The sequence below is a fragment of the Ulvibacterium marinum genome, from assembly GCF_003626755.1.
GTDB classification, from domain to species: Bacteria; Bacteroidota; Bacteroidia; order Flavobacteriales; family Flavobacteriaceae; genus Ulvibacterium; species Ulvibacterium marinum.
Map to the genome: position 1 here is coordinate 382,371 of NZ_RBCJ01000005.1, position 25,404 is coordinate 407,774.

Sequence of the window (25,404 nt, forward strand, 5' to 3'; positions counted from 1 at the left end):
TATGCGGAAACTTTTATCTTTTTTTTGCCTATTGATTCTGGGGACAATTTCGGTTTCGGGGCAAAAGGATTCCACTGGCCTTGTTTTTGATACCGGGTCTTTAGAAATCAAAAAAATAACAAATGAGGATTTACAAACCTTTAAAGACAATCCTGACTTTAATTATGAGGTTATTGAATCCAACCCTTCTTGGTGGGATAACTTCTTGACTTGGCTTTGGAATTTGCTGCTCCACTTTTTTCAATGGCTTTTTGGTGTAGAAAAAGCAGCTGGTTTTTTAGCGGAATTTTTCAGCTGGATACCTTATATCCTTTTGGGGTTGCTTCTTTTTTTACTCATTAAGTTTTTTCTAAACGTCAATGCAAGGTCACTGCTTTATTCCAAAAAAAATCAATCCTCTGTAACGCTTTCCGAGGAGGAGCACATTATTAAAAACGAGGACATACAACAGTTGATTCAAGAAGCCATACAACAAAAGGACTATCGCTTGGCGATACGATATTACTATCTCCATATTTTAAAAATGCTCAGCGATGGAGAGTTTATAGAATGGCAGCTTCAGAAGACCAATGCCGATTACATCTCCGAAATTGAAGAACCTGAACTGAAACAACCGTTCGGCCATATTACCTGGTTGTACGACTATATCTGGTACGGGGAGTTTGATATCGATGAGGTTAAATATACTAGGCTTGAAACCACTTTTACCTCCTTTAAAAAAAGAATACTTAAAAATGGGTAAAAAGGGAGTCACCTATATTATCATAGCCTTACTGACCGTTGCTCTTTTAATGCTTATGCAGTACAATAAGCCAAAGGAAATCAATTGGTTTCCTTCTTATGTTGTGCAGCACAAAATACCCTATGGCACTTATGTGCTCAATGAGGTCATGGCAAATTTTTTTTCGGGTACTATTGAGCAAATACATGTTTCGCCTTTTGAATTTTTAACCACCAGTTCCAGTATAGAGGGCACCTACTTTTTTGTAAACGACCGTATTGAATTTGGGGAAACAGAATTGAATGCACTCCTGGATTGGACCGCCGCAGGCAATAACCTATTTATGGCCGCAGGAGGTTTTGAAGAGCAATTATTGGATACTTTACATCTAAAAACCGGTTCTCTTTATGCAGGCTTTGGGGAGGAAGGAGTGCAATTTCATAAACTGGTTCATCCCATGCTAAAAAAAGATTCCCCCCATCCATTTAATAAAGATGGATATGCCTCCTATTTTGAATCTTTGGATACCTTGAATACCCATATTCTGGGAGCGGTGGAAATCCCATCCGTAAGCGATAGTATTCAAACGGCACACTTTAATGTTATCAAACAAAAGTTCGGCAAAGGGGAAATTATCCTTTCTTTATTTCCCAAGGCATTTACCAATTACTTTATTCTAAAAGAAGGAAATAAAGATTATACGGCCGGTCTATTATCCTATTTGGATGGTTCGCGAACTATCTATATGGACAATCATCATAAGGCCGGAAAAACATTCTATACATCTCCAATGCATATTTTCTTGAACACCAAAGCATTAAAATGGGCCTACTACATTGCATTGATAGGTGCTCTTTTTTATGTGATTTTTGAGGGAAAAAGAAAACAAAGGGCCATACCTGTAGTACATCCCCTAAAAAATCAAACACTTGCCTTTACTAGGACCATCGCGGATATGTATTTTGAAAAAGGGGAACAAAAACAGATAGCCGAACATAAAATAGCCTACTTTTTGGAGTACCTGCGGTCCCATTTTTATTTGGATACCCAAAATAGGGATGAAGGATTTTATAGCAACCTTGCATCCCGCAGTGACCATTCCTTGGAAGAAGTAAAGGAATTGTTCAACCTTATGGAAAAACTAAAAGTTCGTACAGAAATAAGTGACATCGAACTCAAAAAACTCAATACATTAATAGAGAAATTCAAAGTAAAAGCAAATGGAAGAAAATAATACTCCGGAAGAGGAGCTTAGTTTTAACAGTCGTATTCCGCTGGAAGACCTAAAAAAAACTGTTGACGATATCAAGGCTGAACTTTCCAAGGTCATTATAGGTCAAAAAGATTTTGTAGAACTGCTCATTGTATCCCTTTTAGTGGATGGTCATGTACTAATAGAGGGTGTTCCCGGGATTGCCAAAACCATTACGGCCAAACTTTTTGCCAAGACCTTAAAGACCGATTTTAGTCGGATCCAGTTCACTCCGGACTTAATGCCTAGTGACATTCTTGGGACTTCCATCTTTAACCTAAACTCCTCGGAATTTGAGTTCAAACAGGGCCCTATTTTTTCGAATATCATATTGATAGACGAAATTAATCGCGCACCCGCAAAGACCCAGGCCGCTTTGTTTGAGACCATGGAGGAGCGCCAGGTAACCATGGATGGCACAACCTACACTATGGATACCCCTTTCATGGTGTTGGCCACACAAAATCCCATTGAACAGGAAGGCACCTATGCACTGCCCGAAGCACAACTGGATCGGTTTATTTTTAAGATAAAGGTTGCTTACCCATCGGTTGAGGAAGAAATACAAATCATTCAGACCCATCATGAACGGCAAGGTTCAAAACCTCAGGAAATGATAAAGTCTGTTATTACACCGAAACAGTTGGCGGATTATAAATCCAAGATCCAGGAAATCATTGTCGAGGAAAAAATAGTCAAGTACATCGCCAACATCATCACAAAAACCCGTAACCATCCCCATTTGTATCTGGGTGGTTCTCCCAGGGCCTCTATAGCCACCTTAAACGCTGCCAAGGCTTTTGCCGCCATCAATGGACGCGATTTTGTTATTCCCGAAGATGTAAAAAAAGCCTCGGTTCCGGTACTGAATCATCGGATTATCCTTACTCCGGAACGTGAAATGGAAGGGGTTACCACGGATAGCGTTGTACAAATGATTATGGAATCTGTTGAAATACCGCGTTAAGCTGTGCATTTTTTAAGGTCGTTCTACATACATAACACATTTTTCAGATACCTTGCCCTATTATCCGCATGTTTTGTGCTATCGTATTGGCTACCTTGGCTTTATCCTGTTGCGTGGCTGCTCACATGGGTGCTTCTGGGCCTATTCCTGTTCGATGCCTATTTGCTCTATTCCCATGCAAAAGGCCTTGAAGCCAAAAGGAAGCTTCCCCAAAAACTATCCAATAGTGATGTAAATCCCCTAAGCATCCAGTTTGCCACACATTATCCTTTTAAAACCTATATATCCATTATTGATGAACTCCCGATCCAATTTCAAAAAAGGGATTTTATACATAAGACCTCTATTATAAAGGGGGAATGGAAAACATTTGAGTATTCGGTGCGTCCGGTGGACCGGGGCGAATATGTATTTGGCAGCCTGAATGTGTATGCATCGTCACCCCTAAAAATCGTAAAGCGACGCTTTGTCTTTCAAAAAGATCAAATGGTGCCTGTATACCCAAGTATCATCCAAATGCAACACTATGATTTTCTGGCCATAAGCAATAAGCTTACGGAATTCGGTTTAAAAAAAATCCGCCGCATCGGGCATACCCAAGAGTTTGAGCAGATAAAGGAATATGTAAGAGGAGATGATTTTAGGACCATAAATTGGAAGGCTACTGCTAAGCACAATCATTTGATGGTCAATCAATATCAGGATGAAAAATCACAACCTATTTATTCTCTAATAGACACGGGTAGGGTAATGAAAATGCCCTTTAATGAATTAAAATTATTGGACTACGCCATTAATGCTACCCTGGCCTTTTCCAATGTGGCCTTAAAAAGAAACGATAAAACGGGAATGCTTACTTTTTCAAAGAACATTGAATCCTTCGTCCCCGCACTGCAGAAGATTACCCACCTTAATACCATTTTGGAAAAATTATATAACATTACCACCGAGTTTACCGATTCCGATTTTGGATTGCTTTATGCACATATTAAACGAAAGGTGACCCATAGAAGCTTATTGCTCCTCTACACAAACTTTGAACATATTTCAGGGCTCAAGCGGCAATTACCCTTTCTTCTGGCCATGGCAAAACATCATGTATTGGTAGTTATATTCTTTGAAAATACGGAACTGGAGGAACTTATAGCCACCGACGCAGAAGACCTGCAGGCCATTTACCATAAAACCATAGCCGAAAAGTTTTCTCTGGAAAAACGGTTAATGCAAAAGGAATTGCAACGGTATGGCATACAGACCATCCTAACCAAGCCTGAAGATCTCACCATTAATACCATCAATAAATATTTGGAAATAAAGGCTCGCGGACTTATATAAGATGACCTCTCAAAAAATTAAGATGACAAAACATGGTGAGTGCAAAAGATAACGGACAAAAGTTTGTTAACTTTAACAGGGTTCACCAACCCTAAAGAATAAAGGCCATGCAAACAATTTTAGGCTCAGGAGGGGCCATAGGTACGGAACTTGCCAAGGCACTTACCCAATATACCTCCAACATACGATTGGTAAGCCGAAATCCAGAAAAAGTGAATGCAACGGACGAACTGGTATCCGCTGATTTGCTGAATCCCGCTGCGGTCCAAAAAGCTGTAAAAGGCTCTTCCATCGTTTATGTTACCGTAGGATTTCCCTATAGCTCTAAAGTCTGGCAGGAGAGTTGGTCCAAGTTTATGGAAAATGTTATTAACGCTTGTAAGGCCAATAACTCAAAATTGGTCTTCTTTGATAACATCTATATGTACGATAAAGACCATCTAAACGGTATGACAGAGGATACGCCCATAAATCCCCCGAGCAAAAAAGGAAAGATCCGGGCCGAAATTGCACAGATGATTTGGAATCAGATCGAAGCAGGAGAACTTACAGCGCTCATCGCCAGATCTGCCGATTTTTATGGCCCATCCATAAATCAGACCAGTATGTTGACGGAAATGGTATTCAAGAAACTAGCTTCAAATCAAAAGGCTAATTGGTTGGTTTCCATTGACCAAAGGCACTCTTTTACCTATACTCCGGACGCCGGGAAAGCAACGGCCCTATTGGGAAATACTGATGATGCCTATAATGAAGTCTGGCATTTACCTACTGCATCAAATCCGTATACAGGAAAGGAGTGGATAGAAACCATTGCCAAAGAAATGGGAGTACCTCCAAGGTACCAAACCGCTCCAAGGTTTTTGGTACGGATACTCGGGTTATTTATCCCCATTATGAAAGAGATGGTAGAAATGCTATATCAGTATGATAGAACCTATGTTTTTGACAGTAGTAAATTTGAAAAGCGATTTAACCTTTCCCCCACGCCTTATTTGGAAGGTGTCCGGAACATTATTAAAATTGACCACAGTTGAAATTTAGAATTGATTAGTTATGCCATTTGTTTTACATACAGCCGAAAGTCGAGGCCATGCCAATCATGGTTGGTTGGATTCCCACCATACTTTTAGTTTTGCCAATTATTACGACTCGGATCGAATGAATTTCGGGGTTTTACGAGTGCTCAATGACGATGTGGTTTCCGAAGCTAGAGGATTTGGCACACATCCGCATAACAACATGGAGATTATTTCCATTCCCCTTGAAGGTGATTTGCAGCATATGGATAGTATGGGGAATTCTGCTATCATTAGGCAGGGAGATGTTCAGGTCATGAGCGCTGGTACCGGTATTCAGCATAGTGAGTACAATAAGAATCCTGACAAACCCGTGAAGTTTCTTCAGATTTGGATGTTTCCCAATAAGCAAAACGTGGAGCCACGCTATGATCAAATATCCTTAAAGGATATCGAAAGGAAAAACGTCTTTTATCAAATTCTGTCTCCGAACAAACAAGACCAGGGAGTCTGGGTACATCAAGATGCTTGGTTTCATTTGGGGGATTTTGACTCAGGTTCCTCGGAAACCTATACCCTAAAGAAAAAAAGTAACGGGGTATACATCTTTGTTTTAGATGGGGAAGTCTTAATTAATAATCAATCTTTGGGAAAACGGGATGGATACGGAATTTGGGAGGTTGATGGATTTATTCTAGAATCCAAGGAACGATCCAAGGTATTGGTGATGGAAGTTCCCATGGTACTTTCATAAAACGCCACCTTAGCTCTATGTCTTGCTTTTCTTTTTTTTCCGGAAAACAACTCAATGGTGACTCCTACGGCAACTCCACCCAAAACGGTGGCCGCAAGGTCCCCGTTGTCCCAGGCGTTGTTCTGTTGTTCATCCCAAGCTTCCTTTGCCACACCTGCGAGCAGACTACCAGCTACCGCTCCGGTAAAAATCCAAAACCGATTTCCGTCCGAAAGTTCATCGGCAAGAACGGCGCCGCCCAAACCACATAAGGCTCCTACCCCAAAATGCAATACCTTGTCCTGTTCAATTTGGGCATTGCTTTGAAAAGCAATCAAGGTCAACATAAATACAATGGTCCTCTGTTTCATGGTTTTCAAAAGTAACCATACTTTCTTTCGCATACCCTTAAAACGGAAAATTTGTGCTTTGCAGTTTTTAATCAATTTTACCATTTAGATATATGGATCGTAGAATTACATCAGTAAAATTAGTTCGATACTTCCTCAAGTTTGCACCTAAGAAAATCCATTAAAAGACTTCGGTTTAAAACAATAAACGGTTATACAATTTTTCTTGAGTGGGAATTCCTTATTTTAGTTCGCACAAACCTTCATTACCAAAATATCCGTACCTAATGAAATACAATATATTCTCCCGAATCTCCACATACCTATTAATAGCCTTAACCCTTTTTGTGTCTTGCAATACAAAGTCCACAAAACCAAGGGAAACACCTCTGACCGTTTATGAGGATTCAGTACAGGAAATGACTCAGGCCTTGGAAGCAAGAAAAAACATAGCTCCCAAGATTGCGGATGGACTTGTTTTAAGCCTATGGGCATCGGATTCCCTGGCGCCAGACCCCATAGCTATGGACATTGATAATTTTGGTAAAATCTATTTAACAAGCACCAATCGCCAAAAAAATTCGGAGTTCGATATACGAGGGCATCAAGATTGGATGACGGCATCCATTTCATTGCAATCCGTAGAGGATAGACGAAACTTCTTGCGCACCACCTTTGCCCCTGAGAAAAGTAAAGAGAACGAATGGTTTCCAGATTTGAACAATGACAGTATCCATGACTGGAAAGACCTTACCGTTGAAAAGGACGAAGTATGGATGCTGGAGGATACCAATAAAAATGGTGTCGCAGACAAATCGACCCGAATTTTGGAAGATTTCAATGAAGAGATCACAGATGTAGCAGGTGCCCTATTGGTAAGGGACGAAGAGGTATTTGTGGGTGTAGGGCCAGATATGTGGCGGCTTACGGATACCAACGAAGACCAGGTATTGGACGAGAAAACTTCCATAGCACATGGATTTGCAGTACACATAGGTTTTGGAGCTCATGGAATGTCCGGCGCGGTTGAGGGTCCTGACGGGAAGATTTATTGGGGCATAGGGGATATTGGTGCCAGTATAACCACTGTGGATGGTGAAAAACATCATTATCCCAATCAGGGTGTTATTGTTCGCAGCAATCCCGATGGAACTGATTTTGAGGTATTTGCCCGAGGATTACGAAACACACACGAATTTGTTTTTGATGCCTACGGAAATATTATCTCTTCGGACAACGATGGAGACCATGCAGGTGAAAGTGAGCGTCTGGTCCATATAGTGGAAGGGTCTGATGCTGGATGGCGGGCCAATTGGCAATATGGGAAGTACACCGATCCAAAAAACAACAGCTACAAGGTTTGGATGGACGAAAAACTTTTTGTTCCGAGATGGGAAGGGCAAGCAGCCTATATCATTCCTCCCATCGCCAACTTTCACAACGGCCCAACCGGAATGGCCTACAATCCCGGAACTGCATTGGGCAAGGATTGGCTAAATCGCTTCTTTTTGGTCGAGTTTGTCGGTGATCCAGGGCGTTCCCATATTTGGTCTTTCGATTTAAAACCTAAGGGAGCTTCCTTTGAATTGCAGTCAGATATGGATGTTCTAAGTGGGGTTCTGCCCACTGCCCTAAAATTCGGGCCAGATGGAGCCTTGTATCTGGCCGATTGGATCAACGGTTGGGGGACCAAAAATTATGGTCGTATCTGGAAATTGGATGTAGAGGAAGGAAAAAACGACCTAAGCCAGGAACGGAAAGAAACCCAGCACCTTATGACCTTGGATTATGAGGATCAATCCACAGAGGAGTTGACCAACCTATTGTCCTACCCCGATATGCGAATACGTAAAAAAGCCCAGTTTCAATTGGCCAAAAGTACATTTTGGGGATATAGGGCCTTAAGGGATATTGCCAAGGAGGGTACAAACCAGTTTGCACGCATCCATGCCATATGGGGCATTGGCCAAATTGCGGCAAAAAATGATGGAAAGGCTGAAGTTTTGTTAGAACTCCTGTCCGATAAAGATCCAGAAATTATTGCCCAGGCAGCCAAGGTCTTGGGTGATGTAAAATATTCCGAAGCTGGTCCTGCTCTAATCCCGTTACTGAAGCACGAAAACGACAGGGTAAAATTCTTTGGCGCACAGGCCTTGGGTAGAGTAAAATATACGGAAGCCGTCCAACCTTTGCTAGATATGGTTTCGGCCAATGACGATAAGGATCTATATCTAAGGCATGCAGGTGTTTTGGCCTTGTCACGTATTGGAAAGGCAGAACCGATGCTCAACCTCGTGGACAACCCCAAAAAAAGTCTTCGTATTGCCGCTGTGCTTGTTCTTAGAAGGTTACAAGATGCACGGGTATCACAATTTTTAGGAGATACAGACGAATATATCGTTACCGAAGCGGCCCGTGCCATCAACGACGATTGGTCCATTGAAGAAGCTTTGCCGGATTTAGCGGAAATCCTTACCCAAGAAAGGTTCTCTTCCGAACCCTTGTTACGAAGAAGTATTAATGCTTCTCTGCGTGTGGGTGGGGAAAAAGAATTGGACAATCTTATTGCATTTGCCAAACGACCAGAGGTCAATAGTAATTTAAGAAGGGAAGCCCTGGAGGTTATTGGTTCCTGGGCATCCCCATCCGTTTTAGATCGTGTGGATGGCCGTTTTAGGGGTGAAATTACACGAGACCCTAATACGGTAAAACAAAAAATTGAAAAAGATATTCCTTTTTTTCTAAAGGATAAGGACCCGGCTATTCTCATAGGAGCAACAAAGGTTTTAGGGACTTTGGGCATCGACTCCCATAATTCGGATTTATACGGTCTAATGCGAAGAAATTCCGATGCCGAGGTTCGTGCCGCTGCTCTTGGGGCCCTGGCCCAATTGGACGAATCCAATATCCAAATGGCCATGGAAATGGGCATGAAGGATAAAAGCGAAAAAGTTAGATCAGTTGCCGTAGGACTTATTGGAAAATTGGATGTAAGTAAAGACAAATTGCCAAACATTGTAAATCCTATTTTTAAGAACGGGTCCGTGCTTGAACAACAGGAAATGCTAGGGGTTTTGGGTGAGCTCTCCCTGGACAAAAGCGAAAATGTGTTACACGGATTGATTCAAATGGCAGATAACAACAAACTCTCTCAAGGAGTAATTCTGGACCTTATTGAAGCAGTGGAAGCTACTGATTCCGAAAAACTAATTGCCCAACTTGACAAAATAAAAAGCAATGGCAATACCATGGATTCCTATACCGAAACCCTCTATGGGGGCAACTGGTGGCGGGGACGGAGTGTTTTTACCAATAATCCTACCGCCCAATGTGTACGATGCCATGCGGTAAACGGTGCGGGTGGACAAGTAGGTCCGCCATTGGATAACATCGGCGCCCTCCTAACCCGGGAGCAACTTCTGGAATCGCTCATAGAACCTAGTGTTCGATTGGCTCCTGGTTATGGTAGCGTAAGGTTAACGTTGAAAGATGGCCAAAAAGTTACAGGGGTCCTAGAAGAGGAAACAAAAGAAGAAATTATATTGAGGACTTCAGATGCCGAACCCATGGAGATAGCAGTTTCAAGGATAAAAAAGAGGGAAAACATGCCTTCGGCAATGCCGCCCATGGGCCTCCTTATCAATAAACGTGAGCTACGGGACCTGATGGAATTTCTAGCCAGTTTAAAGGACGATTGACCTCTGAAGAAAGTTCCTTCGGTATTTATAATGTCCAGGAATTTTCCCCATTGTAGGGAAAGCAGCCCTTATAATCCCCTGGGATAGGGTCATATTGCAAGTGATTTTTCCCGATTTCTTCGGAAGTAAAGTAACCTACCAATGTAAATTGCTTTACCCTCCGATAAAAATCGATGGGTTCTTGTTTACCCAAAGGGCTTCCCCATACGGCGGGATTGAATGTATTGGTTTCGACTTCCACCTGTTCTAGAACCTCTTTTCGTTCCTCGTTACCCAAATCCAGAAACGATTTATTGAATTTCTCCTGGCAAATCGCTTCAAATCGGTCATATCCTTTCCTAACATGTTCTTGATCTTCAGGTGAAAGGGCCTTTCCGAACATTAGATCTACAAAGATATCCACCTTAAGATCCTTGGCTCCTGGAGTCTCGGTCCGGGGCAATATCATTTCAGTAATTTCAGAAACTACGGCAGCTTGCTCCCCAGTAAAAAAGACAGGAACCCAATCGATACGCTTTTGATTTTGGCAAGATTGCAAAAGGCCTGTCAAAGTAGAGCTCCCCAAAGTGGCACCTATTAACAATGCTGTATTTTTTATGGCTATTCTTCTATCCATGCTTATATATTTTGTCTTTTTAATTCTTTTACGGCGTGGTCCGCTGCGCGTGCCGTGATTGCCATATAGGTTAAGGACGGATTGACGCAGGAGGAAGAAGTCATACATGCACCATCCGTTACGAAAACATTTTTCGCAGCGTGCACCTGGTTGAAACCATTTAAAACAGAGGTTTTAGGATCCTTGCCCATTCGGGCAGTTCCCATTTCATGGATACCATGGCCCGGTGGACTTTCATTATCGAAGGGCAAAATATCCTTGAATCCTGATTTTTCTAGCATATCTACGGCATCCGATTTAATTTGATCATTCATTCGGAGTTCATTTTCCTTGAACTCACAATCTATATTCAATATAGGTTGGCCCCACTTGTCTTTCAAATCGGAATTAAGTGTCACTTTGTTCTCATGATAGGGAAGGCATTCCGCAAATCCGGTAATGAAAAAGCCCCAAGGTCCCGGTTTGAAGAGTTTATCCTTGAAATCGCCACCAAAATTATCGGAATTAATTCCAGAACCCCAGTTAGACCGTCCTGCTCCGCCCTGATAGCCAAAACCTCGAAGAAAACTATCCGACTTGGTTTTTTCATCCAGATTCACATAACGTGGTATATAGATTCCGTTAGGTCTTCGCCCGGAATAGTATTGATCTTCAAAGCCTTCAATGGATCCCATGGCACCCACCTTATACGTATGATCCATAAGATTATGACCCAACTCTCCACTATCATTGCCCAGTCCATCGGGAAAACGATCAGATTTGGAATTCAATAAAATCTTAGTAGAACTTATGGCCGAGGCATTGCAAAAAATAATTTTCGCATAGTATTCCATTTCTTCCATAGTTTCAGAGTCCACGATCCGCACCCCGGTCGCCTTTCCTTTTTCGTCATCGTAAATAATGGAACTCACAATAGAATTGGGCCGCATGGTTAAGTTACCCGTCTTTTCGGCTGCTGGAAGTGTTACCGCATTACTGCTAAAATAGGCACCATATGGACAGCCCCGGGAACAGCGATTTCTAAACTGGCATTTTCCGCGGCTGTTTATGGGTTTGGTCAGATGGGCGCATCTACCTATAATGAGATGTCTCCCCTCAAATTTTTCTTCAATGTTCTTTTTCGCATGCTTCTCTACACAGTTCAACTCCATCGGAGGTAAAAAATGACTATCCGGTAAATGCGGTAGACCCAGAGCTTCACCGCTTATTCCGGCAAATTTTTCAACATACGTATACCAAGGTTCAATATCCTTATAACGAATGGGCCAATCCACACCATGGCCATCTTTTGCATTAGCCTCAAAATCAAGGTCACTCCATCGGTATGTTTGTTTGCCCCATGTTAAGGATCGGCCCCCAACCTGATGCCCACGAATCCAGATGAAAGGTTTTATCTCGGTATATGGATTGTCCTTATCATTTGCAAAAAAATGCTCGGTATCCGCACCCCCCCATCCTACTCTTGTAATTGAACTGGCATGTTTTTGCTTTTCTTCATGTTCCAGGGCACCTCTCAGTTCATAATCCCAAGGATCCTTGGTCATAGTAGGATAGTCCTGTACATGCTTTACCATTCTACCCCGTTCCAGTACCAAAGTCTTTAATCCTTTTTCGCACAATTCTTTCGCCGCCCAGCCTCCACTAATACCTGAACCCACTACTATGGCATCATAGGTATGTTGCTGTACGGCCTTTCCATTGATATTTGCCATTAAGCTATTTTGTTGATTAATCTCGACACAATATAATCAACATTACTTAAAAAAGTCTAAATACCTAAGGAAAGAAGTGGTTTATGGTAAGAAACGAGTAGTCTCTATTTCTTTTTTGGCCTCGAAGAACTCATCCATAATTTCATCTACAATAGTGGCCGCCGGCTTTACTGAATTAATCAAAGCGGAGACTTGGCCTATTTCCAATTCGCCTTCTTCCAAATTCCCTTCGAACATGCCCTTTTTGGCCCGGCCCCTGCCTAACAAGGCTTTTAGTTGTTCTGGGCTTGAATCATCCGCATACGCCTGCCGTATATCTTTATAGAATTTGTTTTTTAATAATCGAACCGGAGCGAGTTCCTTTAGGGTTAGAATGGTATCCCCTTCTTTGGCCTTGATCACCTCTTGTTTAAACAGCTCATGTGAGGAAGCCTCTAAACTTGCTACAAATCGGCTTCCTATCTGCACGCCATCCGCTCCGAGTATCATAGCTGCCAGCATAGCTCTCCCTGTGGCAATTCCTCCCGCGGCCAATAGCGGGATTTCTAATTTTTCCTTAACGCTAGGTATTAAGACTAAGGTGGTAGTTTCGTCACGCCCATTATGGCCTCCTGCCTCAAATCCCTCTGCCACAACGGCATCCACTCCAGCCTCTTGGGCCTTTAAAGCAAACTTAACACTGCTTACCACATGGACTACGGTTATTCCATTTTCCTTTAAATAGGACGTCCAGGTGTTTGGGTTTCCGGCGGAAGTAAATACAGTTTTAACACCAGTTTCAATAATAATGTCCATAATCCTATCAAGGTCCAGATAAAGCATGGGGATATTTACACCAAAAGGTTTTTCTGTAGCCTGTTTACATTTTTGGATATGCTCGCGCAGTACTTCCGGATACATACTTCCCGAACCTATCAGACCTAATCCCCCGGCATTGGAAACTGCCGAAGCCAGTCGCCATCCACTGGCCCACACCATTCCCGCCTGAACGATGGGATATTTTATATTAAAGAGTTGTGTTATCCTGTTTTGCATAAACTATAACATCCGAAGTGTTACAACTATGGATTTCAGGAAATAACCCCTGACCCCACAAGTTCATCGTCCATATACCAAGCCACAAACTGACCTTCCGTAATAGCAGACTGTTTTTCCTCAAAATCAACATAAAGCCCCTTCTCTATTTTATAAAGGGTAGCCTTTTGTAAAGGTTGTCGATAACGGATCCGAGCTGTAACTTGCATTGTACCATCTACCTCCAAGGCCAAGTCCTGACGAATCCAATGGAGTTCATCGTCATTAACGAATAGTGTTCTCCTATACAATCCAGGGTGTGATTTGCCCTGACCGGTATATATGATGTTTTCTTCAACATCCGTTTCAATGACAAATAGAGGTTCCTTAGTGCCTCCAACATCCAATCCCTTTCGTTGCCCTTTGGTAAAATAGTGTGCGCCCTGATGCTCGCCTACTACCCTGCCATCATCTAAATTATATACTGGCTTTTCGGACATAAATGCCAATTCTTCTTCTTTTGTTTCAAATTTGCTCTTTGAAGCCAAATACTGGGGGACGTCTGCCGGCACCTCTACTATGACACCTTTTTTTGGCTTCAATTTTTGTTGCAAAAAATCGGGAAGTCGCACCTTTCCTATAAAGCAAAGTCCTTGGGAATCCTTTTTATCCGCAGTAATCAAGTTGTTGTCCGAGGCTATTTTTCGCACCTCCGGCTTAGTTAATTCACCAACTGGAAAAAGTGTTTTGGACAGTTGCTCTTGGGAAAGTTGGCATAAAAAATAAGATTGGTCCTTATTGTTGTCCAGGCCGGCCAGAAGTCTATAGGTTTCGGTACCATTCTCATTCTTTTGTATATCCTTTCTACAATAATGGCCTGTTGCTACATAATCCGCTCCCAGTTTAAGAGCTATTTTAAGAAAAACGTCAAATTTGATTTCTCGATTACAAAGTACATCCGGATTAGGCGTACGTCCTTTTTCATATTCGCGGAACATGTAATCGACAATGCGTTCCTTATACTCCGTACTTAAATCTATGGTTTGGAACGGGATACCTAATTTTTCTGCCACAATAAGGGCATCATTACTATCCTCCAACCAGGGACACTCCTCGGATATCGTCACAGAATCATCGTGCCAATTCTTCATAAAAAGTCCAATGACATCGTATCCCTGTTTTTTAAGAAGGTAGGCCGCAACGCTGGAGTCCACTCCTCCGGAAAGTCCGATTACCACTTTTTTCATCTTCCTTAATATAGTCTGTAAAATTACAAAAATACCTTATCACAAAAAGCAAAACCGTATTGTTAAGTATTAAGCAATTTTATAATTTGTTAAATTTTTTATAAAACAAATTAAACAAAAGCAACTCTTTCGTTTATTCCTCATCTAGCCTGTGGCTATGCCACAAACACCTTATTCTATCATATAAATCAATTGATTAAATCCATGTTTCGTTTGTTAAACATTTAATAAATGAAATATTTTGTTTAAGTATTAATATATATTTGTTAAACATAAATTCCTAATATTATAAATATCATGAAAAAAATTTCCAAAATTTTTACCTTTTCAATTTTGACTATGGCGTTGTTCTTGGCGGCTTCTTGTTCCGATGATGATAACGGGCCAACCACACCACCCGAACAACCTATGGACCCCTTAAATATTGTGGAAACTGCTTTAGGGGAAAACTCCCTGAGCACCTTAGTTGCTGCCTTACAGAAAGCAGATGAAAGTGCCGCCAATGACTTAGTCGCTGCCTTAAGTGACGAAAACGGCACATTTACAGTTTTAGCGCCTAACAATGATGCCTTTACAGACTTACTTGCCCGTCTGGACGGATTTGATTCGTTGGATGATTTTAACAGTGAACAACTTCAAGACCTATTGGCCACAATACTTACGTATCATGTCGTTTCCGGAGCTGCGGTAGCTTCTACGGATTTAACGGCAGATCAATCGGTCACTACCCTTGAAGGCGGAACTTTGACCGTTAGTCTTGATGGAGGAGTATTCTTTACGGATGCTGCCGGAGAAGCTGCTCAAGTTACCACGCCAGATGTTATGACGAGTAATGGTATTGTTCATATTATTGATAAGGTACTGTTGCCTCAAGCAGCTTTGGATGCCCTAGCGGATGTATTATTAGTATCCATAACCGACTTGGCCATTGCCACCCCTAGCTTGAGCAATCTGGTCGCCGCCTTACAAGCTGCCAATGGGGATTTACCTACAGTATTGGCAGGTGACGGGCCATTTACAGTTCTTGCCCCAACAAATGAAGCTTTTACCGCCTTTTTGGAAGCCAACGACTTTGCAGATTTATCGGCAGTACCTGTAGATGTCTTGACCCAAGTACTTTTGAACCATGTGGTAAGTGGCACGAAACTTTCTACCGACTTGGCTACAGGCTATGAATCTACACTTTCCACCGCCGGAGCGGGAGAGAACAATTTAAGTCTTTTTGTAAATGTAGCGGATGTGGTTACCTTGAATGGGGTATCAGAAGTTAGTGCTCCAGACAACAAGGCAATCAATGGTGTTGTTCATATAGTGGATGCGGTAATTGGCCTTCCTAATATTGTGGACCATGCCGTGGCCAATCCGAACCTTACCAGTTTGGTTGGGTTGTTGACAGCAGATGACGACACCACTTTTACAGACTTGTTATCGGCCACCGACACGAATTACACGGTTTTTGCACCGGTCAATACTGCCTTTGACGGATTTACCAGTGAGAACGAAATTGCGAATATTCTATCCAACCATGTCGTTGTAGGAACTGCAGCCCTCTCCGGAGATCTTCAAACCGGTTATGATATAACCACAGCTGCCACAAATGCGGACGGTGATAATTTGAATGTTTATATCAACACTGATGATGGGGTCAGAATAAATGGTGTAAGCAGTGTAGCAGCGGCGGATATTGTTGCCACAAACGGCATCATTCATGCGGTAGATGGCGTAATAGACATCCCAACAGTTGTAACTTTTGCAACAGCAAATCCAGATTTCTCTACCTTGGTCGCCGCATTAACTGACCTTACCCCAGACACGGATTTCGTAGAAATACTATCAAGGACATCTGGTGGAAATGGGGATGGAATAAACCCTGATTTCACTGTTTTTGCTCCGACCAATGAAGCTCTAGAGGCTCAGGATGCTATACCGGATTTCTTTGAATTGGAAGCCGTTCTGCTACACCATGTCGTAGCCGGAGCCAATATTCGTTCCACCGACCTAACACCTGACGGTACTACCCCCGCAACCACTTTGGAAGGTGACGGTATTACAGTAACGCTGCCCGGAAGTGGCGACAACATCGCGGATATCACCGATGGCGCAGGAAACACGGACATTGGCATTATTGCCGTGGACGTTCAAGCTGGCAATGGTGTAATCCATGTAGTGAATAAGGTTTTGATACCAGACACCACCAACTAAATCGTTATTGATACGTATTTATTGTACCTAAAGTATTAGTATAAAGGCCGCAGTTTTGCGGCCTTCGTCGTAAAATAGACTTGCAAAAAAAACACTTGTAAACTCTTAATTAGAGTCGGGTTTACTTCTCATTCAAAACAAAAGGTAGATATTTGAATCAATTTTTCAAATATTTTCACGTTTTACTAGTTCGAAGTACATGATATTAAAATTTTCATAAAATACGATGTTGACTTGTTATGGCTACTAAAAATATTACGACTTTAACTTAAAATTCAAAATAATTGATTATGAAAAAGTATCTTGTGTTATTCAAATTTTTGCCGTTGACCCTTATTTTAATAGCGGCAACTTCCTGTAACTCGGACGACAATGATGGCCCACCGCGGTCAGGGGAAAACATAGTGGAACTTGCCGTTGCCACCCCGGATTTGAGCATATTAGTAGAGGCATTGCAACGTGCCAATCTAACTGATGAATTAGAGGCAAGTGGATCGTTTACTGTCCTAGCCCCAACCAACGCGGCTTTTAATACGTTTTTGGGGCAGAATAATTTTACTTCTGTACAGGATGTTCCAGTTGATGCTCTAACCCAAATTTTATTGAACCATGTCATTGGGACTGAACTAAGTTCAAGTGATTTGACCGTACTTCAGCGAAATTATGCGGCAACTTTGGCCTCCGGCCCTACAGAAGGCTCCAATCTTTCCCTTTATTTCGATGCTACTGATGGTGTAGAATTTAATGGTATTTCCAGTGTGGTAAATGGTGGAGCAGATATTTTAGCCTCAAACGGAACCATACATATTGTTGATGCGGTAATCGATTTGCCGACGGTCGTCACTTTTGTTGGTGAGGATTTTAATTTTGAACAATTGACCATTGCCTTGACCTCAGCGACCCCCGGAACGGATTTTGCAACTATTTTGTCGGGAGAGGGTCCTTTTACTGTTTTTGCCCCTGTGGATCAAGCTTTTGATGAATTATTGGATTCTAATCCGGATTGGTCCTCACTTTCAGATATTGACGAATCCCTCCTAACCGCAGTGCTCCAACACCATGTGGTATCGGGAAATAATAGGAGCAGCGGTCTTTCTGAAGGCCTTAACCTAACTACATTGGAGGGTGACGATATCACCGTATCCTTGCAGGTAAATGCTCCTTTTATAGCAGTGATTACAGATGGGTCGGGGAACGATGATGTCAACATTGGGTTTGTGGATATTCAGGCAAGCAACGGTGTAATCCACCTTATTGATCAAGTTATGTTGCCAGATACTGAAAACTAAAGATCTCTTTCAAAATTTTAAAAACCGCCCTAGAGGCGGTTTTTTTATACCCTTACCTCTTTGTCGACACATAGTATGTTATGTCATATTTGTTAAACTTTTTATAAAATAAGTAAAACAAAAGCAACCTTTTTTAATTAGGAGTATCTTCTTTGTGTTTAAACAAAATGAATAAATGTCAAACAATATTTTTTTATTAAATAAAAAAACTACTTTAAAATTCAACAGATTTTGACTTTAGTTTAAGTATTGACATAAATGATGTTTTATTTTTTTGTTCAACCCACAAAATTTTTTATTAAACAATTTTATTCCTAAAACACTTTATTATGAAAAAAATGATTCGATTTAAGAGTATGCTGGTACTTGCTCTGGCTTCAGTATTCTCACTCTCATGTGATGACGACAGTGAAGATGACAATCTAGTAGCCAAAAATGATGCGATCAACATTGTTGAGACCGCACAGGGTCAAGATGCTTTAAGCTCTTTGGTAGCAGCCCTATCCAAAGCGGATGAAAAAGATGACATCGACTTGATAGGCATCCTAAGCGGTGAAGGTCCGTTTACCGTATTTGCCCCTACCAATGAAGCTTTTACCTCCTTGCTGGAAGCACTGGACGGATTTGATTCATTGGATGATTTTGATACCGATGAAGAGAGAGATATTTTGGCCACTATCCTTAGTTATCATGTAGTTTCTGGCATTGCTGCTGAATCTTCGGATCTTTCCGATGGTCAGACCATAACCACGGTTCAGGGAGAGGATGTAACCGTAATGTTGGGCGATGACGTAAAAATTAAGGACAAGCAAGGCGAAGATGTTGATGCAGCGAAAGTTGTCATCCCAGATGTTGGCGCAAGTAATGGCATTGTCCATGTAATAGACAAAGTATTGTTGCCTCAGGCTATAATTGACGCTTTGAATGGCGGCGAAATGGAAAATGAACTTGGTACTTTGGTAGATGTTGTGGTGGCTACAGAGGCGCTTTCCGTTTTAGAAGCGGCCGTTATCAAAGCAGGGTTGGCAGAAACTTTAAGCTCAGATGGACCATTTACCGTACTAGCTCCAACAGATGACGCTTTTGTTGCCCTCTTAGGAGTATTAGGGGATGATTACAATAGCCTGGATGATTTTGATGAGGAAGCTGAAATCGCTCTTTTAAAGGACATCCTATTATATCACGTTATAGCTGGCGCGGAAGTTAAGGAAGCTGATTTGGCCGAAGGTCCCGTTCCCACTGCCTTTACCGACAATAGTATCGAAATAATTGCATCCGGAGATACCTTTGTTATTGGAGATGCCTCTGACGTAAACGCCAATATCACAGGTACGGATATTATGGCCTCCAACGGAGTGGCACATACTATTGACAAAGTTTTGTTGCCGCAATCGGCCATTGATTTTGTAACGGCCTTAAACATGAAGACCATTGTAGAATTGGCAGTGGCTACGGATGATTTAAGCTTATTGGTCGAAGCTCTCATCCAAGCGGATGCCGGTCTCGTAGAGACCTTGGGAGGCGCAGGTCCCTTTACGGTATTTGCCCCTACCAATCATGCTTTTGTAGCCTTGTTGGAACTTTTAGGAGATGATTACCACAGCCTTGCCGATTTCGATACCGATGAAGAAAAAGCATTGTTGGTAAAAGTATTGACCTACCATGTAGTTGCCGGCACTAAAGCGCTTTCTACAGACCTTAGTGATGGACAAATGATCGAGACTTTCCAAGGTGAAAATGTTGGAATTTCAATTAACGATGGCATGGTACACATTGATGATGCTACCGAGGACAATGCCACTGTGGTCCTTCCAGATGTAGAGGGAAGTAATGGGGTTGTACACGTAATCAATAAGGTATTGTTGCCCCAAGAGGTTTTGGATATCTTAAATCCACCCACACCCAATATCGTGCAATTGGCACAGTCTGTTGATGACTTGAGCCTATTGGTCGAAGCCTTGATTCAGGCCGATGCTGGTTTGGTAGATGTATTGAGTGGAGAAGGCCCCTTTACGGTTTTTGCCCCCACTAATAAGGCTTTTGCAGATTTATTGGATGCTTTAGGCGATGACTATCATAGCTTGGCCGATTTTGATACCCAAGCTGAAAAGGATTTATTGGCTACGGTTTTGACATATCATGTAGTTTCCGGTGCAGCGGTAGAATCATCCACCCTTACCAATCACCAGGAAATTGTTACCTTCCAAGGAGAGTCCTTATTCGCCATTGTCCATGGACATGATATTGATATTCGCGATAAGACGGACACGGATGCCAACGTAATTGGACCGGACCAAATGGCTAGCAACGGTATTGTACACCTTATTGACAAAGTATTGTTGCCTCAGGAAGTATTGGATGCATTAAATCCCCCGAGCCATTAAGAAAGTTAGTTAGTTTTGATTGATGAATTGATTTGTTCAAGACTCCCGAGGAAAAAATCCTCGGGAGTTTTTCTTTATCATTTTAGGAATTCTTAAAACCTAAACATCAATTTCAAACCGGTTAGCATACAAAAACCAACACTTTACAACTTCATTTTTTTTTGATGGAATTTACAGGCCATATTTGCTGTCCCAAATCTTACCAAACTAAACCTCTTTTTAAAGCCAAAAGGCCCGGACAAATTGTCCGGGCCTTTGTTTTTTATTTAAGGTATTAGTCCTCCAAAAGGTCAATAACTTCATAACCATCCTCTACAGCCTCGTAAAGAGCATTATTTAGTTCATAAACAGAGACTCCGTCAAAATCAATTTCCTCCGCATCTTCGGGCAGCTCTTTTACCACCGCTCCCACAGGAGGATCTACTATTTCGTATTCATCCTGTATCTGCTGATAGTATATCCCATCGGCATAGGCATATCTTGTGCCGCGCACATGTAGCGCAACCGCAGAGACCGGCAAAACCCTTAGCCTGAAGCCTCTTGGCGGGAAAGCCCTTACATATGCCCCTCTTCTTGCTACAAAGAACATTCCCCTTACGGGATAATAGGAAACATTTCTAAAAATCACAGCCCTACTGCCGGAGGGTAACCGCCTTAAGGTCCTACGTCTCACCCTTCTATTGTGTCTTCTAACTTTACGCTTTGTCTTTTTGCTCACCCTTACCGTCTTTACTACGGGTCGCCTTACTTGTGCTTCAGCCTGATATCCGGAAAACAGGAATGCCACTAAAAAAATGACGATACCATATTTTAGATTTTTCATTTTTAAATTATTTGGATCGTTACAACTTAGATAACGTTTAAGGGATAAGGTTTAATATGTAAAAAACAAATGGCATAAAAAAACCTTGAAAAAGCATTTTCAAGGTTTCTTAAATACTGAAAAATTCTAAATTAACGCCTCCCTACTTTCTTTTGCTCCTCGGCTTGCTCCATCATTTCGCGCATCTTACGTTGGAATTTATTCTCTTTTTTGGGCTTCTTTTTATTTTCCTGTATTTGGGCATGGATTTTATCCTCATCCAGAATAAATCTTTTAATCACCAACATGATTCCTATGGTAATAAGATTGGAGACAAAATAATACAGGCTCAATCCACTGGCATAGTTGTTAAAGAAAATCAACATCATAAAAGGCATCAGGTACATGATGAACTTCATATTGGGCATCCCTGGTTGCTGTGGCATATTTTGACCCGTAGTCATCATCATATAGAAGAATATGGCTACAGAGGCCAGGATTGGAAACAGACTTACATGATTGCCATAGAATGTTGAGATTACCGGAATATTGGTAGACCACTCAAAAATGGTATCATAGGACGAAAGGTCATCTGCCCAAAGAAATGGTTTTTGGCGTAAGGCAAAAGATGTTGGAAAGAACATAAACAGTGCATAGAAGATAGGCATCTGCAACAGGGCGGGAACGCAACCGCTCATAGGGCTAACACCGGCCTTGTTGTACAACTTCATGGTTTCTTGTTGCTTCTTCATGGCGTTGTCCTTGTACTTTTCACCCAATTCCGTAATCTCCGGTTTTAGCACCTTCATCTTGGCCTGTGAAAGATAGGATTTATAGGTAACCGGAGACATGGCCAAACGAACCAAAATGGTCATAACCACAATTGCGATACCAAATGGCAAAAAGGAACTCAACAAAGAATAGAAAGGCGTAAAGATATATCGGTTGATCCAACCAAAGATTCCCCAGCCAAAAGGGATGGAATCCGCCAGATCATACTCCTTATAATTATCTAATACCGCAACATCCGTTGGGCCATAATACCAATCCATATCCAAGGATACCTCCCCTCCACTAAGTTCAATAGGCATCACCGAACTATAAGCCTTAGTAAATGCTGCGGTCTTACTTTCTTCTTCTACCAAGTTCTTGGAAGATAAATTAGCTTCTTTAAAATTATTCTTGGTAGCTAGTATAGAACTGAAAAAATGCTGACGATAAGATATCCATTTTACATCTTCCTCGGTCTCCTCATCGTCACTCCCTTCAGAAAGCTTGCTTATCTTCGCATCTTCGTGACGATAGGTTAGCCTAGTATATCTATTTTCGTACTTAATACTTTTGGAATGTCTAATACCCTTTAGGTTCCATTCTAAATTTACGGGTTGACCGGCATTTATTATCCCATTGAGACCTTGGGAACGCATAGTAAACCCAACTAAATAATCATCGGGTTTCATTTCATAGCGATATTCCAAAAACTGGTTCGGGGATACCTTGGCCTTCATGGAAAGTACCGTATTATCCCCATTTTGGGATAATGATGGCTCAAAATACAAATCTTGGCTATTCAACACCCTATTGTCCGAAGTAGAAAAAGTTAATCCAAAAGACGCATTACCATCCTTTACCAAATAAACCGGCACAGAGTCGTAGGTATGGAACTGCTTCATTCTGGCCTCTATTATTTGCCCTCCCTTGTTGCTTACTTCCAGGGAAACCAAATCATTTTCCAGTTTGGTAGTCGCATCCGATGTTGCCGTATATCCGAAGGCACCTATCGTATTTTTGTAGTTGGCGACCGCCAAGGAGTCTTGAAGGTCAATGGTTGGTGTGGCCTGCACATTTTTTTCGGGAACATCTTCCTTTTCTGACGCAGCGGCCTCAACCTGTTCCTGTTTGGCTTTTTCCACTTCCAATTCTTCAGGAGTAGGCCTATTCTGATAAAACATATAAATGAGTATGCCAAAAATGAGCACAAAGCCTATTATAGAATTGATGTCTATTTTCTTTTCTTCCATCTAAAATTTGATTTGGCGACCCACTGGTTATTTAGAACTGGAGGCCTATCTCGTTTGTTAGGGTCTGCAAATATATGTCCAAATCCGGAGTTTATGCCAAACTGGCATTGGTTTGTCTTTTTTTATGCGTTAACGCGGCCTTTACAAAACCTACAAAAAGTGGATGTGGATTGGCAACCGTACTTTTATATTCGGGGTGATATTGTACACCAATGAACCAAGGATGATCGGCCAATTCCACAATTTCTACCAATCCTGTTTCTGCATTAATACCAGAAGCAACAAGGCCGGCATCCTCTAGCTGTTCCTTGTAATTGTTGTTAAACTCATATCGATGACGATGTCTTTCGGATATTTCGCTAGCCCCTTGGTAGATTTGCTCAACTAAACTATCCTCAAAGAGTGTACAGTCCCAAGCTCCCAATCGCATAGTACCCCCTTTGTTTACAATGGTCTTCTGCTCCTCCATTAAATTAATTACGGGGTGGGTCGTGTACTCGTCCATTTCCGTAGAATTGGCATCGGTAAGCCCCAAAACATTCCGGGCGTATTCGATTACGGCCATTTGCATTCCTAGACAGATTCCCAAAAACGGGATGTTACTTTCCCGGGCATACTGCACAGCTTTAATTTTTCCCTCTATTCCCCGCTCGCCAAAGCCTGGGGCAACAAGCAACCCATGAAGCCCCCTTAATTCCTGTTCAAGGTTCTTTTCCGACAGATATTCCGAATGTATAGATCTTACGTTTACCCGCACCTCATTGGCAGCTCCTGCATGGATAAAGGACTCCAATATGGATTTGTACGAATCCTGCAACTCCACATATTTACCAATAAGTCCTACCGTTATCTCATTTTTGGGATTCTTATGCCGCTCCAGAAATTCTCTCCACTGTCTCAAATCCGGTGTGCTAGTATCTGTTAAGGTCAGTTTTTGAAGCGCTACGGTATCCAAACCTTCCTGTTGCATCAAAATAGGCACATCATAAATAGTGGAAGCATCTATGGACTGGATTACTGCCTCTCGCTTTACATTACAGAATAAGGCCAGTTTTTCCTTTATTTCATCCGAAATTTCATGTTCTGTCCTACAGACCAGAATATCTGCCTTAATCCCACTTTCCATTAATGTTTTTACGGAATGTTGGGTAGGCTTCGTCTTCAGTTCTCCTGCGGCGGAAAGATATGGTACCAGCGTAAGATGGATTACAATACCGTTATTATCCCCTAACTCCCATAGGAGCTGCCTTACTGCTTCAATATAAGGAAGGGATTCTATATCCCCAACGGTACCCCCTATTTCAGTAATGACGATATCATATTCGCCACTTTTACCCAGAATCTGTATGCGCTCCTTTATTTCGTTGGTAATATGGGGCACTACTTGGACGGTCTTTCCCAAAAATTCGCCCCTACGTTCTTTTTCTATGACACTTTGATATATCCTTCCAGTAGTTACGTTATTTGCCTGTGATGTTCGTACGTTCAAAAAACGCTCATAATGCCCAAGGTCCAAATCGGTTTCAGCTCCGTCATCAGTCACATAGCACTCGCCATGTTCATAGGGATTTAAGGTCCCTGGATCTACATTAATATAAGGGTCAAGTTTTTGAATGGTGGTTTTATAGCCGCGAGCTTGAAGCAATTTTGCCAATGAAGCCGCAATAATACCTTTTCCAAGTGATGAAGTTACTCCCCCCGTAACGAAGATGTATTTGGTATTGGACATGATGCATTCGTGATTACGGGATTCAAAGATACGAATTGCCCAAGGAAATTACAGGGAATCCTTGGGAAAATCTTTTTGAACCTTACGGATCAACGGTTCCAGACCATTGATTTTTATTTCCAAAGTGGCTTGCAGTAAATTGCCTAGTTTTCCTTTTGGAAAGCCGTTTCGCTTAAACCAGGCTAAATAGGGCTCGGGTAAATCGATCAAATAGCTATCCTTATACTTTCCAAACGGCATTTTATAATGTGCCAGTTCCCTTAACTTTTCTCCATCCGGAAATACGTCCATGGATAAATTTAATTGTTCTATC

19 protein-coding genes are annotated in these 25,404 nt (G+C 41.8%); 10 read left to right on the top strand and 9 right to left on the bottom strand.

Going from position 1 to position 25,404, the window contains the following annotated elements; translation table 11 throughout:
• Position 1: 1 nt before the first annotated feature.
• From D7Z94_RS22910 to D7Z94_RS22935, 6 genes are all read left to right on the top strand, one after another.
• Positions 2-742, top strand: coding sequence for a DUF4129 domain-containing protein (locus D7Z94_RS22910; protein ID WP_120713958.1), 741 nt, complete (start codon positions 2-4; stop codon positions 740-742).
• Positions 735-1,955: a DUF4350 domain-containing protein gene (locus tag D7Z94_RS22915; RefSeq protein ID WP_120713959.1), complete on the top strand. Its 1,221-nt coding sequence runs from the start codon at positions 735-737 to the stop codon at positions 1,953-1,955. The genes D7Z94_RS22910 and D7Z94_RS22915 overlap by 8 nt, the downstream gene beginning before the upstream one ends.
• Positions 1,942-2,940 (top strand): AAA family ATPase, encoded by a 999-nt coding sequence (locus D7Z94_RS22920; protein WP_120713960.1) that lies wholly within the window; start codon positions 1,942-1,944, stop codon positions 2,938-2,940. Before D7Z94_RS22915 ends, D7Z94_RS22920 begins: the two co-directional genes overlap by 14 nt.
• Positions 2,941-2,943: 3 nt before the next feature.
• Entirely contained in the window at positions 2,944-4,275 is a 1,332-nt protein-coding gene (locus D7Z94_RS22925) for a DUF58 domain-containing protein (RefSeq protein WP_120713961.1), read from the top strand.
• Between the two features lie 107 nt (positions 4,276-4,382).
• Positions 4,383-5,312, top strand: coding sequence for an NAD-dependent epimerase/dehydratase family protein (locus tag D7Z94_RS22930; RefSeq protein ID WP_120713962.1), 930 nt, complete (start codon positions 4,383-4,385; stop codon positions 5,310-5,312).
• 19 nt (positions 5,313-5,331) lie between these two features.
• A complete protein-coding gene (locus tag D7Z94_RS22935; protein ID WP_120713963.1) occupies positions 5,332-6,048 on the top strand; it encodes a pirin family protein in 717 nt (238 codons plus the stop codon).
• Here the strand turns inward: D7Z94_RS22935 and D7Z94_RS22940 are convergent.
• Positions 5,934-6,398: a hypothetical protein gene (locus D7Z94_RS22940; protein WP_211341847.1), complete on the bottom strand. Its 465-nt coding sequence runs from the start codon at positions 6,396-6,398 to the stop codon at positions 5,934-5,936. The two genes, D7Z94_RS22935 and D7Z94_RS22940, sit on opposite strands and share 115 nt — an antisense overlap.
• 266 nt (positions 6,399-6,664) lie before the next feature.
• On the opposite strand from D7Z94_RS22940, the gene D7Z94_RS22945 reads away from it, so the two are divergent.
• Positions 6,665-10,075, top strand: a complete 3,411-nt coding sequence (locus tag D7Z94_RS22945; protein ID WP_120713964.1) for a HEAT repeat domain-containing protein — start codon at positions 6,665-6,667, stop codon at positions 10,073-10,075.
• 25 nt (positions 10,076-10,100) lie between these two features.
• On the opposite strand, the gene D7Z94_RS22950 is transcribed toward D7Z94_RS22945, so the two are convergent.
• The 4 genes from D7Z94_RS22950 to mnmA form a co-directional block, all read right to left on the bottom strand.
• Positions 10,101-10,691, bottom strand: a complete 591-nt coding sequence (locus tag D7Z94_RS22950; protein WP_158594710.1) for a gluconate 2-dehydrogenase subunit 3 family protein — start codon at positions 10,689-10,691, stop codon at positions 10,101-10,103.
• Positions 10,692-10,693: 2 nt separating this feature from the next.
• Complete coding sequence (locus D7Z94_RS22955; RefSeq protein WP_120713966.1) at positions 10,694-12,403, bottom strand: GMC oxidoreductase; 1,710 nt, start codon at positions 12,401-12,403, stop codon at positions 10,694-10,696.
• Between the two features lie 81 nt (positions 12,404-12,484).
• Positions 12,485-13,438: an NAD(P)H-dependent flavin oxidoreductase gene (locus D7Z94_RS22960; protein ID WP_120713967.1), complete on the bottom strand. Its 954-nt coding sequence runs from the start codon at positions 13,436-13,438 to the stop codon at positions 12,485-12,487.
• 35 nt (positions 13,439-13,473) lie between these two features.
• Positions 13,474-14,664: a tRNA 2-thiouridine(34) synthase MnmA gene (gene mnmA, locus D7Z94_RS22965; RefSeq protein WP_120713968.1), complete on the bottom strand. Its 1,191-nt coding sequence runs from the start codon at positions 14,662-14,664 to the stop codon at positions 13,474-13,476.
• Between the two features lie 297 nt (positions 14,665-14,961).
• Here mnmA and D7Z94_RS22970 point away from each other — a divergent pair, with 297 nt between their 5' ends.
• From D7Z94_RS22970 to D7Z94_RS22980, 3 genes are all read left to right on the top strand, one after another.
• A complete protein-coding gene (locus tag D7Z94_RS22970; protein ID WP_120713969.1) occupies positions 14,962-16,866 on the top strand; it encodes a fasciclin domain-containing protein in 1,905 nt (634 codons plus the stop codon).
• A 290-nt stretch (positions 16,867-17,156) separates the two neighbouring features.
• The gene (locus D7Z94_RS22975; RefSeq protein WP_120713970.1) at positions 17,157-18,155 is read left to right on the top strand and encodes a fasciclin domain-containing protein; all 999 of its coding nucleotides are present in this window, start codon (positions 17,157-17,159) and stop codon (positions 18,153-18,155) included.
• A 329-nt stretch (positions 18,156-18,484) separates the two neighbouring features.
• Positions 18,485-20,539: a fasciclin domain-containing protein gene (locus D7Z94_RS22980; RefSeq protein ID WP_120713971.1), complete on the top strand. Its 2,055-nt coding sequence runs from the start codon at positions 18,485-18,487 to the stop codon at positions 20,537-20,539.
• A gap of 274 nt (positions 20,540-20,813) precedes the next feature.
• Here D7Z94_RS22980 and D7Z94_RS22985 read toward each other — a convergent pair whose 3' ends face one another.
• From D7Z94_RS22985 to D7Z94_RS23000, 4 genes are all read right to left on the bottom strand, one after another.
• Positions 20,814-21,362: a DUF6515 family protein gene (locus D7Z94_RS22985; RefSeq protein WP_120713972.1), complete on the bottom strand. Its 549-nt coding sequence runs from the start codon at positions 21,360-21,362 to the stop codon at positions 20,814-20,816.
• A 131-nt stretch (positions 21,363-21,493) separates the two neighbouring features.
• Positions 21,494-23,362 (bottom strand): membrane protein insertase YidC, encoded by a 1,869-nt coding sequence (gene yidC, locus D7Z94_RS22990; RefSeq protein ID WP_120713973.1) that lies wholly within the window; start codon positions 23,360-23,362, stop codon positions 21,494-21,496.
• 91 nt (positions 23,363-23,453) lie between these two features.
• A complete protein-coding gene (locus D7Z94_RS22995) occupies positions 23,454-25,091 on the bottom strand; it encodes a CTP synthase (RefSeq protein ID WP_120713974.1) in 1,638 nt (545 codons plus the stop codon).
• Positions 25,092-25,139: 48 nt separating this feature from the next.
• Entirely contained in the window at positions 25,140-25,382 is a 243-nt protein-coding gene (locus D7Z94_RS23000; protein WP_120713975.1) for a DUF3820 family protein, read from the bottom strand.
• Positions 25,383-25,404: the final 22 nt, after the last annotated feature.

Bases quoted from the DNA above. Each gene is read 5' to 3' on its own strand.
- D7Z94_RS22910 (WP_120713958.1), top strand. From the start codon at position 2: ATGCGGAAACTTTTATCTTTTTTTTGCCTATTGATTCTGGGGACAATT.
- D7Z94_RS22915 (WP_120713959.1), top strand. From the start codon at position 735: ATGGGTAAAAAGGGAGTCACCTATATTATCATAGCCTTACTGACCGTT.
- D7Z94_RS22920 (WP_120713960.1), top strand. From the start codon at position 1,942: ATGGAAGAAAATAATACTCCGGAAGAGGAGCTTAGTTTTAACAGTCGT.
- D7Z94_RS22930 (WP_120713962.1), top strand. From the start codon at position 4,383: ATGCAAACAATTTTAGGCTCAGGAGGGGCCATAGGTACGGAACTTGCC.
- D7Z94_RS22935 (WP_120713963.1), top strand. From the start codon at position 5,332: ATGCCATTTGTTTTACATACAGCCGAAAGTCGAGGCCATGCCAATCAT.
- D7Z94_RS22940 (WP_211341847.1), bottom strand. From the start codon at position 6,398: ATGAAACAGAGGACCATTGTATTTATGTTGACCTTGATTGCTTTTCAA.
- D7Z94_RS22945 (WP_120713964.1), top strand. From the start codon at position 6,665: ATGAAATACAATATATTCTCCCGAATCTCCACATACCTATTAATAGCC.
- D7Z94_RS22950 (WP_158594710.1), bottom strand. From the start codon at position 10,691: ATGGATAGAAGAATAGCCATAAAAAATACAGCATTGTTAATAGGTGCC.
- D7Z94_RS22955 (WP_120713966.1), bottom strand. From the start codon at position 12,403: ATGGCAAATATCAATGGAAAGGCCGTACAGCAACATACCTATGATGCC.
- D7Z94_RS22960 (WP_120713967.1), bottom strand. From the start codon at position 13,438: ATGCAAAACAGGATAACACAACTCTTTAATATAAAATATCCCATCGTT.
- mnmA (WP_120713968.1), bottom strand. From the start codon at position 14,664: ATGAAAAAAGTGGTAATCGGACTTTCCGGAGGAGTGGACTCCAGCGTT.
- D7Z94_RS22970 (WP_120713969.1), top strand. From the start codon at position 14,962: ATGAAAAAAATTTCCAAAATTTTTACCTTTTCAATTTTGACTATGGCG.
- D7Z94_RS22975 (WP_120713970.1), top strand. From the start codon at position 17,157: ATGAAAAAGTATCTTGTGTTATTCAAATTTTTGCCGTTGACCCTTATT.
- D7Z94_RS22980 (WP_120713971.1), top strand. From the start codon at position 18,485: ATGAAAAAAATGATTCGATTTAAGAGTATGCTGGTACTTGCTCTGGCT.
- D7Z94_RS22985 (WP_120713972.1), bottom strand. From the start codon at position 21,362: ATGAAAAATCTAAAATATGGTATCGTCATTTTTTTAGTGGCATTCCTG.
- yidC (WP_120713973.1), bottom strand. From the start codon at position 23,362: ATGGAAGAAAAGAAAATAGACATCAATTCTATAATAGGCTTTGTGCTC.
- D7Z94_RS22995 (WP_120713974.1), bottom strand. From the start codon at position 25,091: ATGTCCAATACCAAATACATCTTCGTTACGGGGGGAGTAACTTCATCA.
- D7Z94_RS23000 (WP_120713975.1), bottom strand. From the start codon at position 25,382: ATGGACGTATTTCCGGATGGAGAAAAGTTAAGGGAACTGGCACATTAT.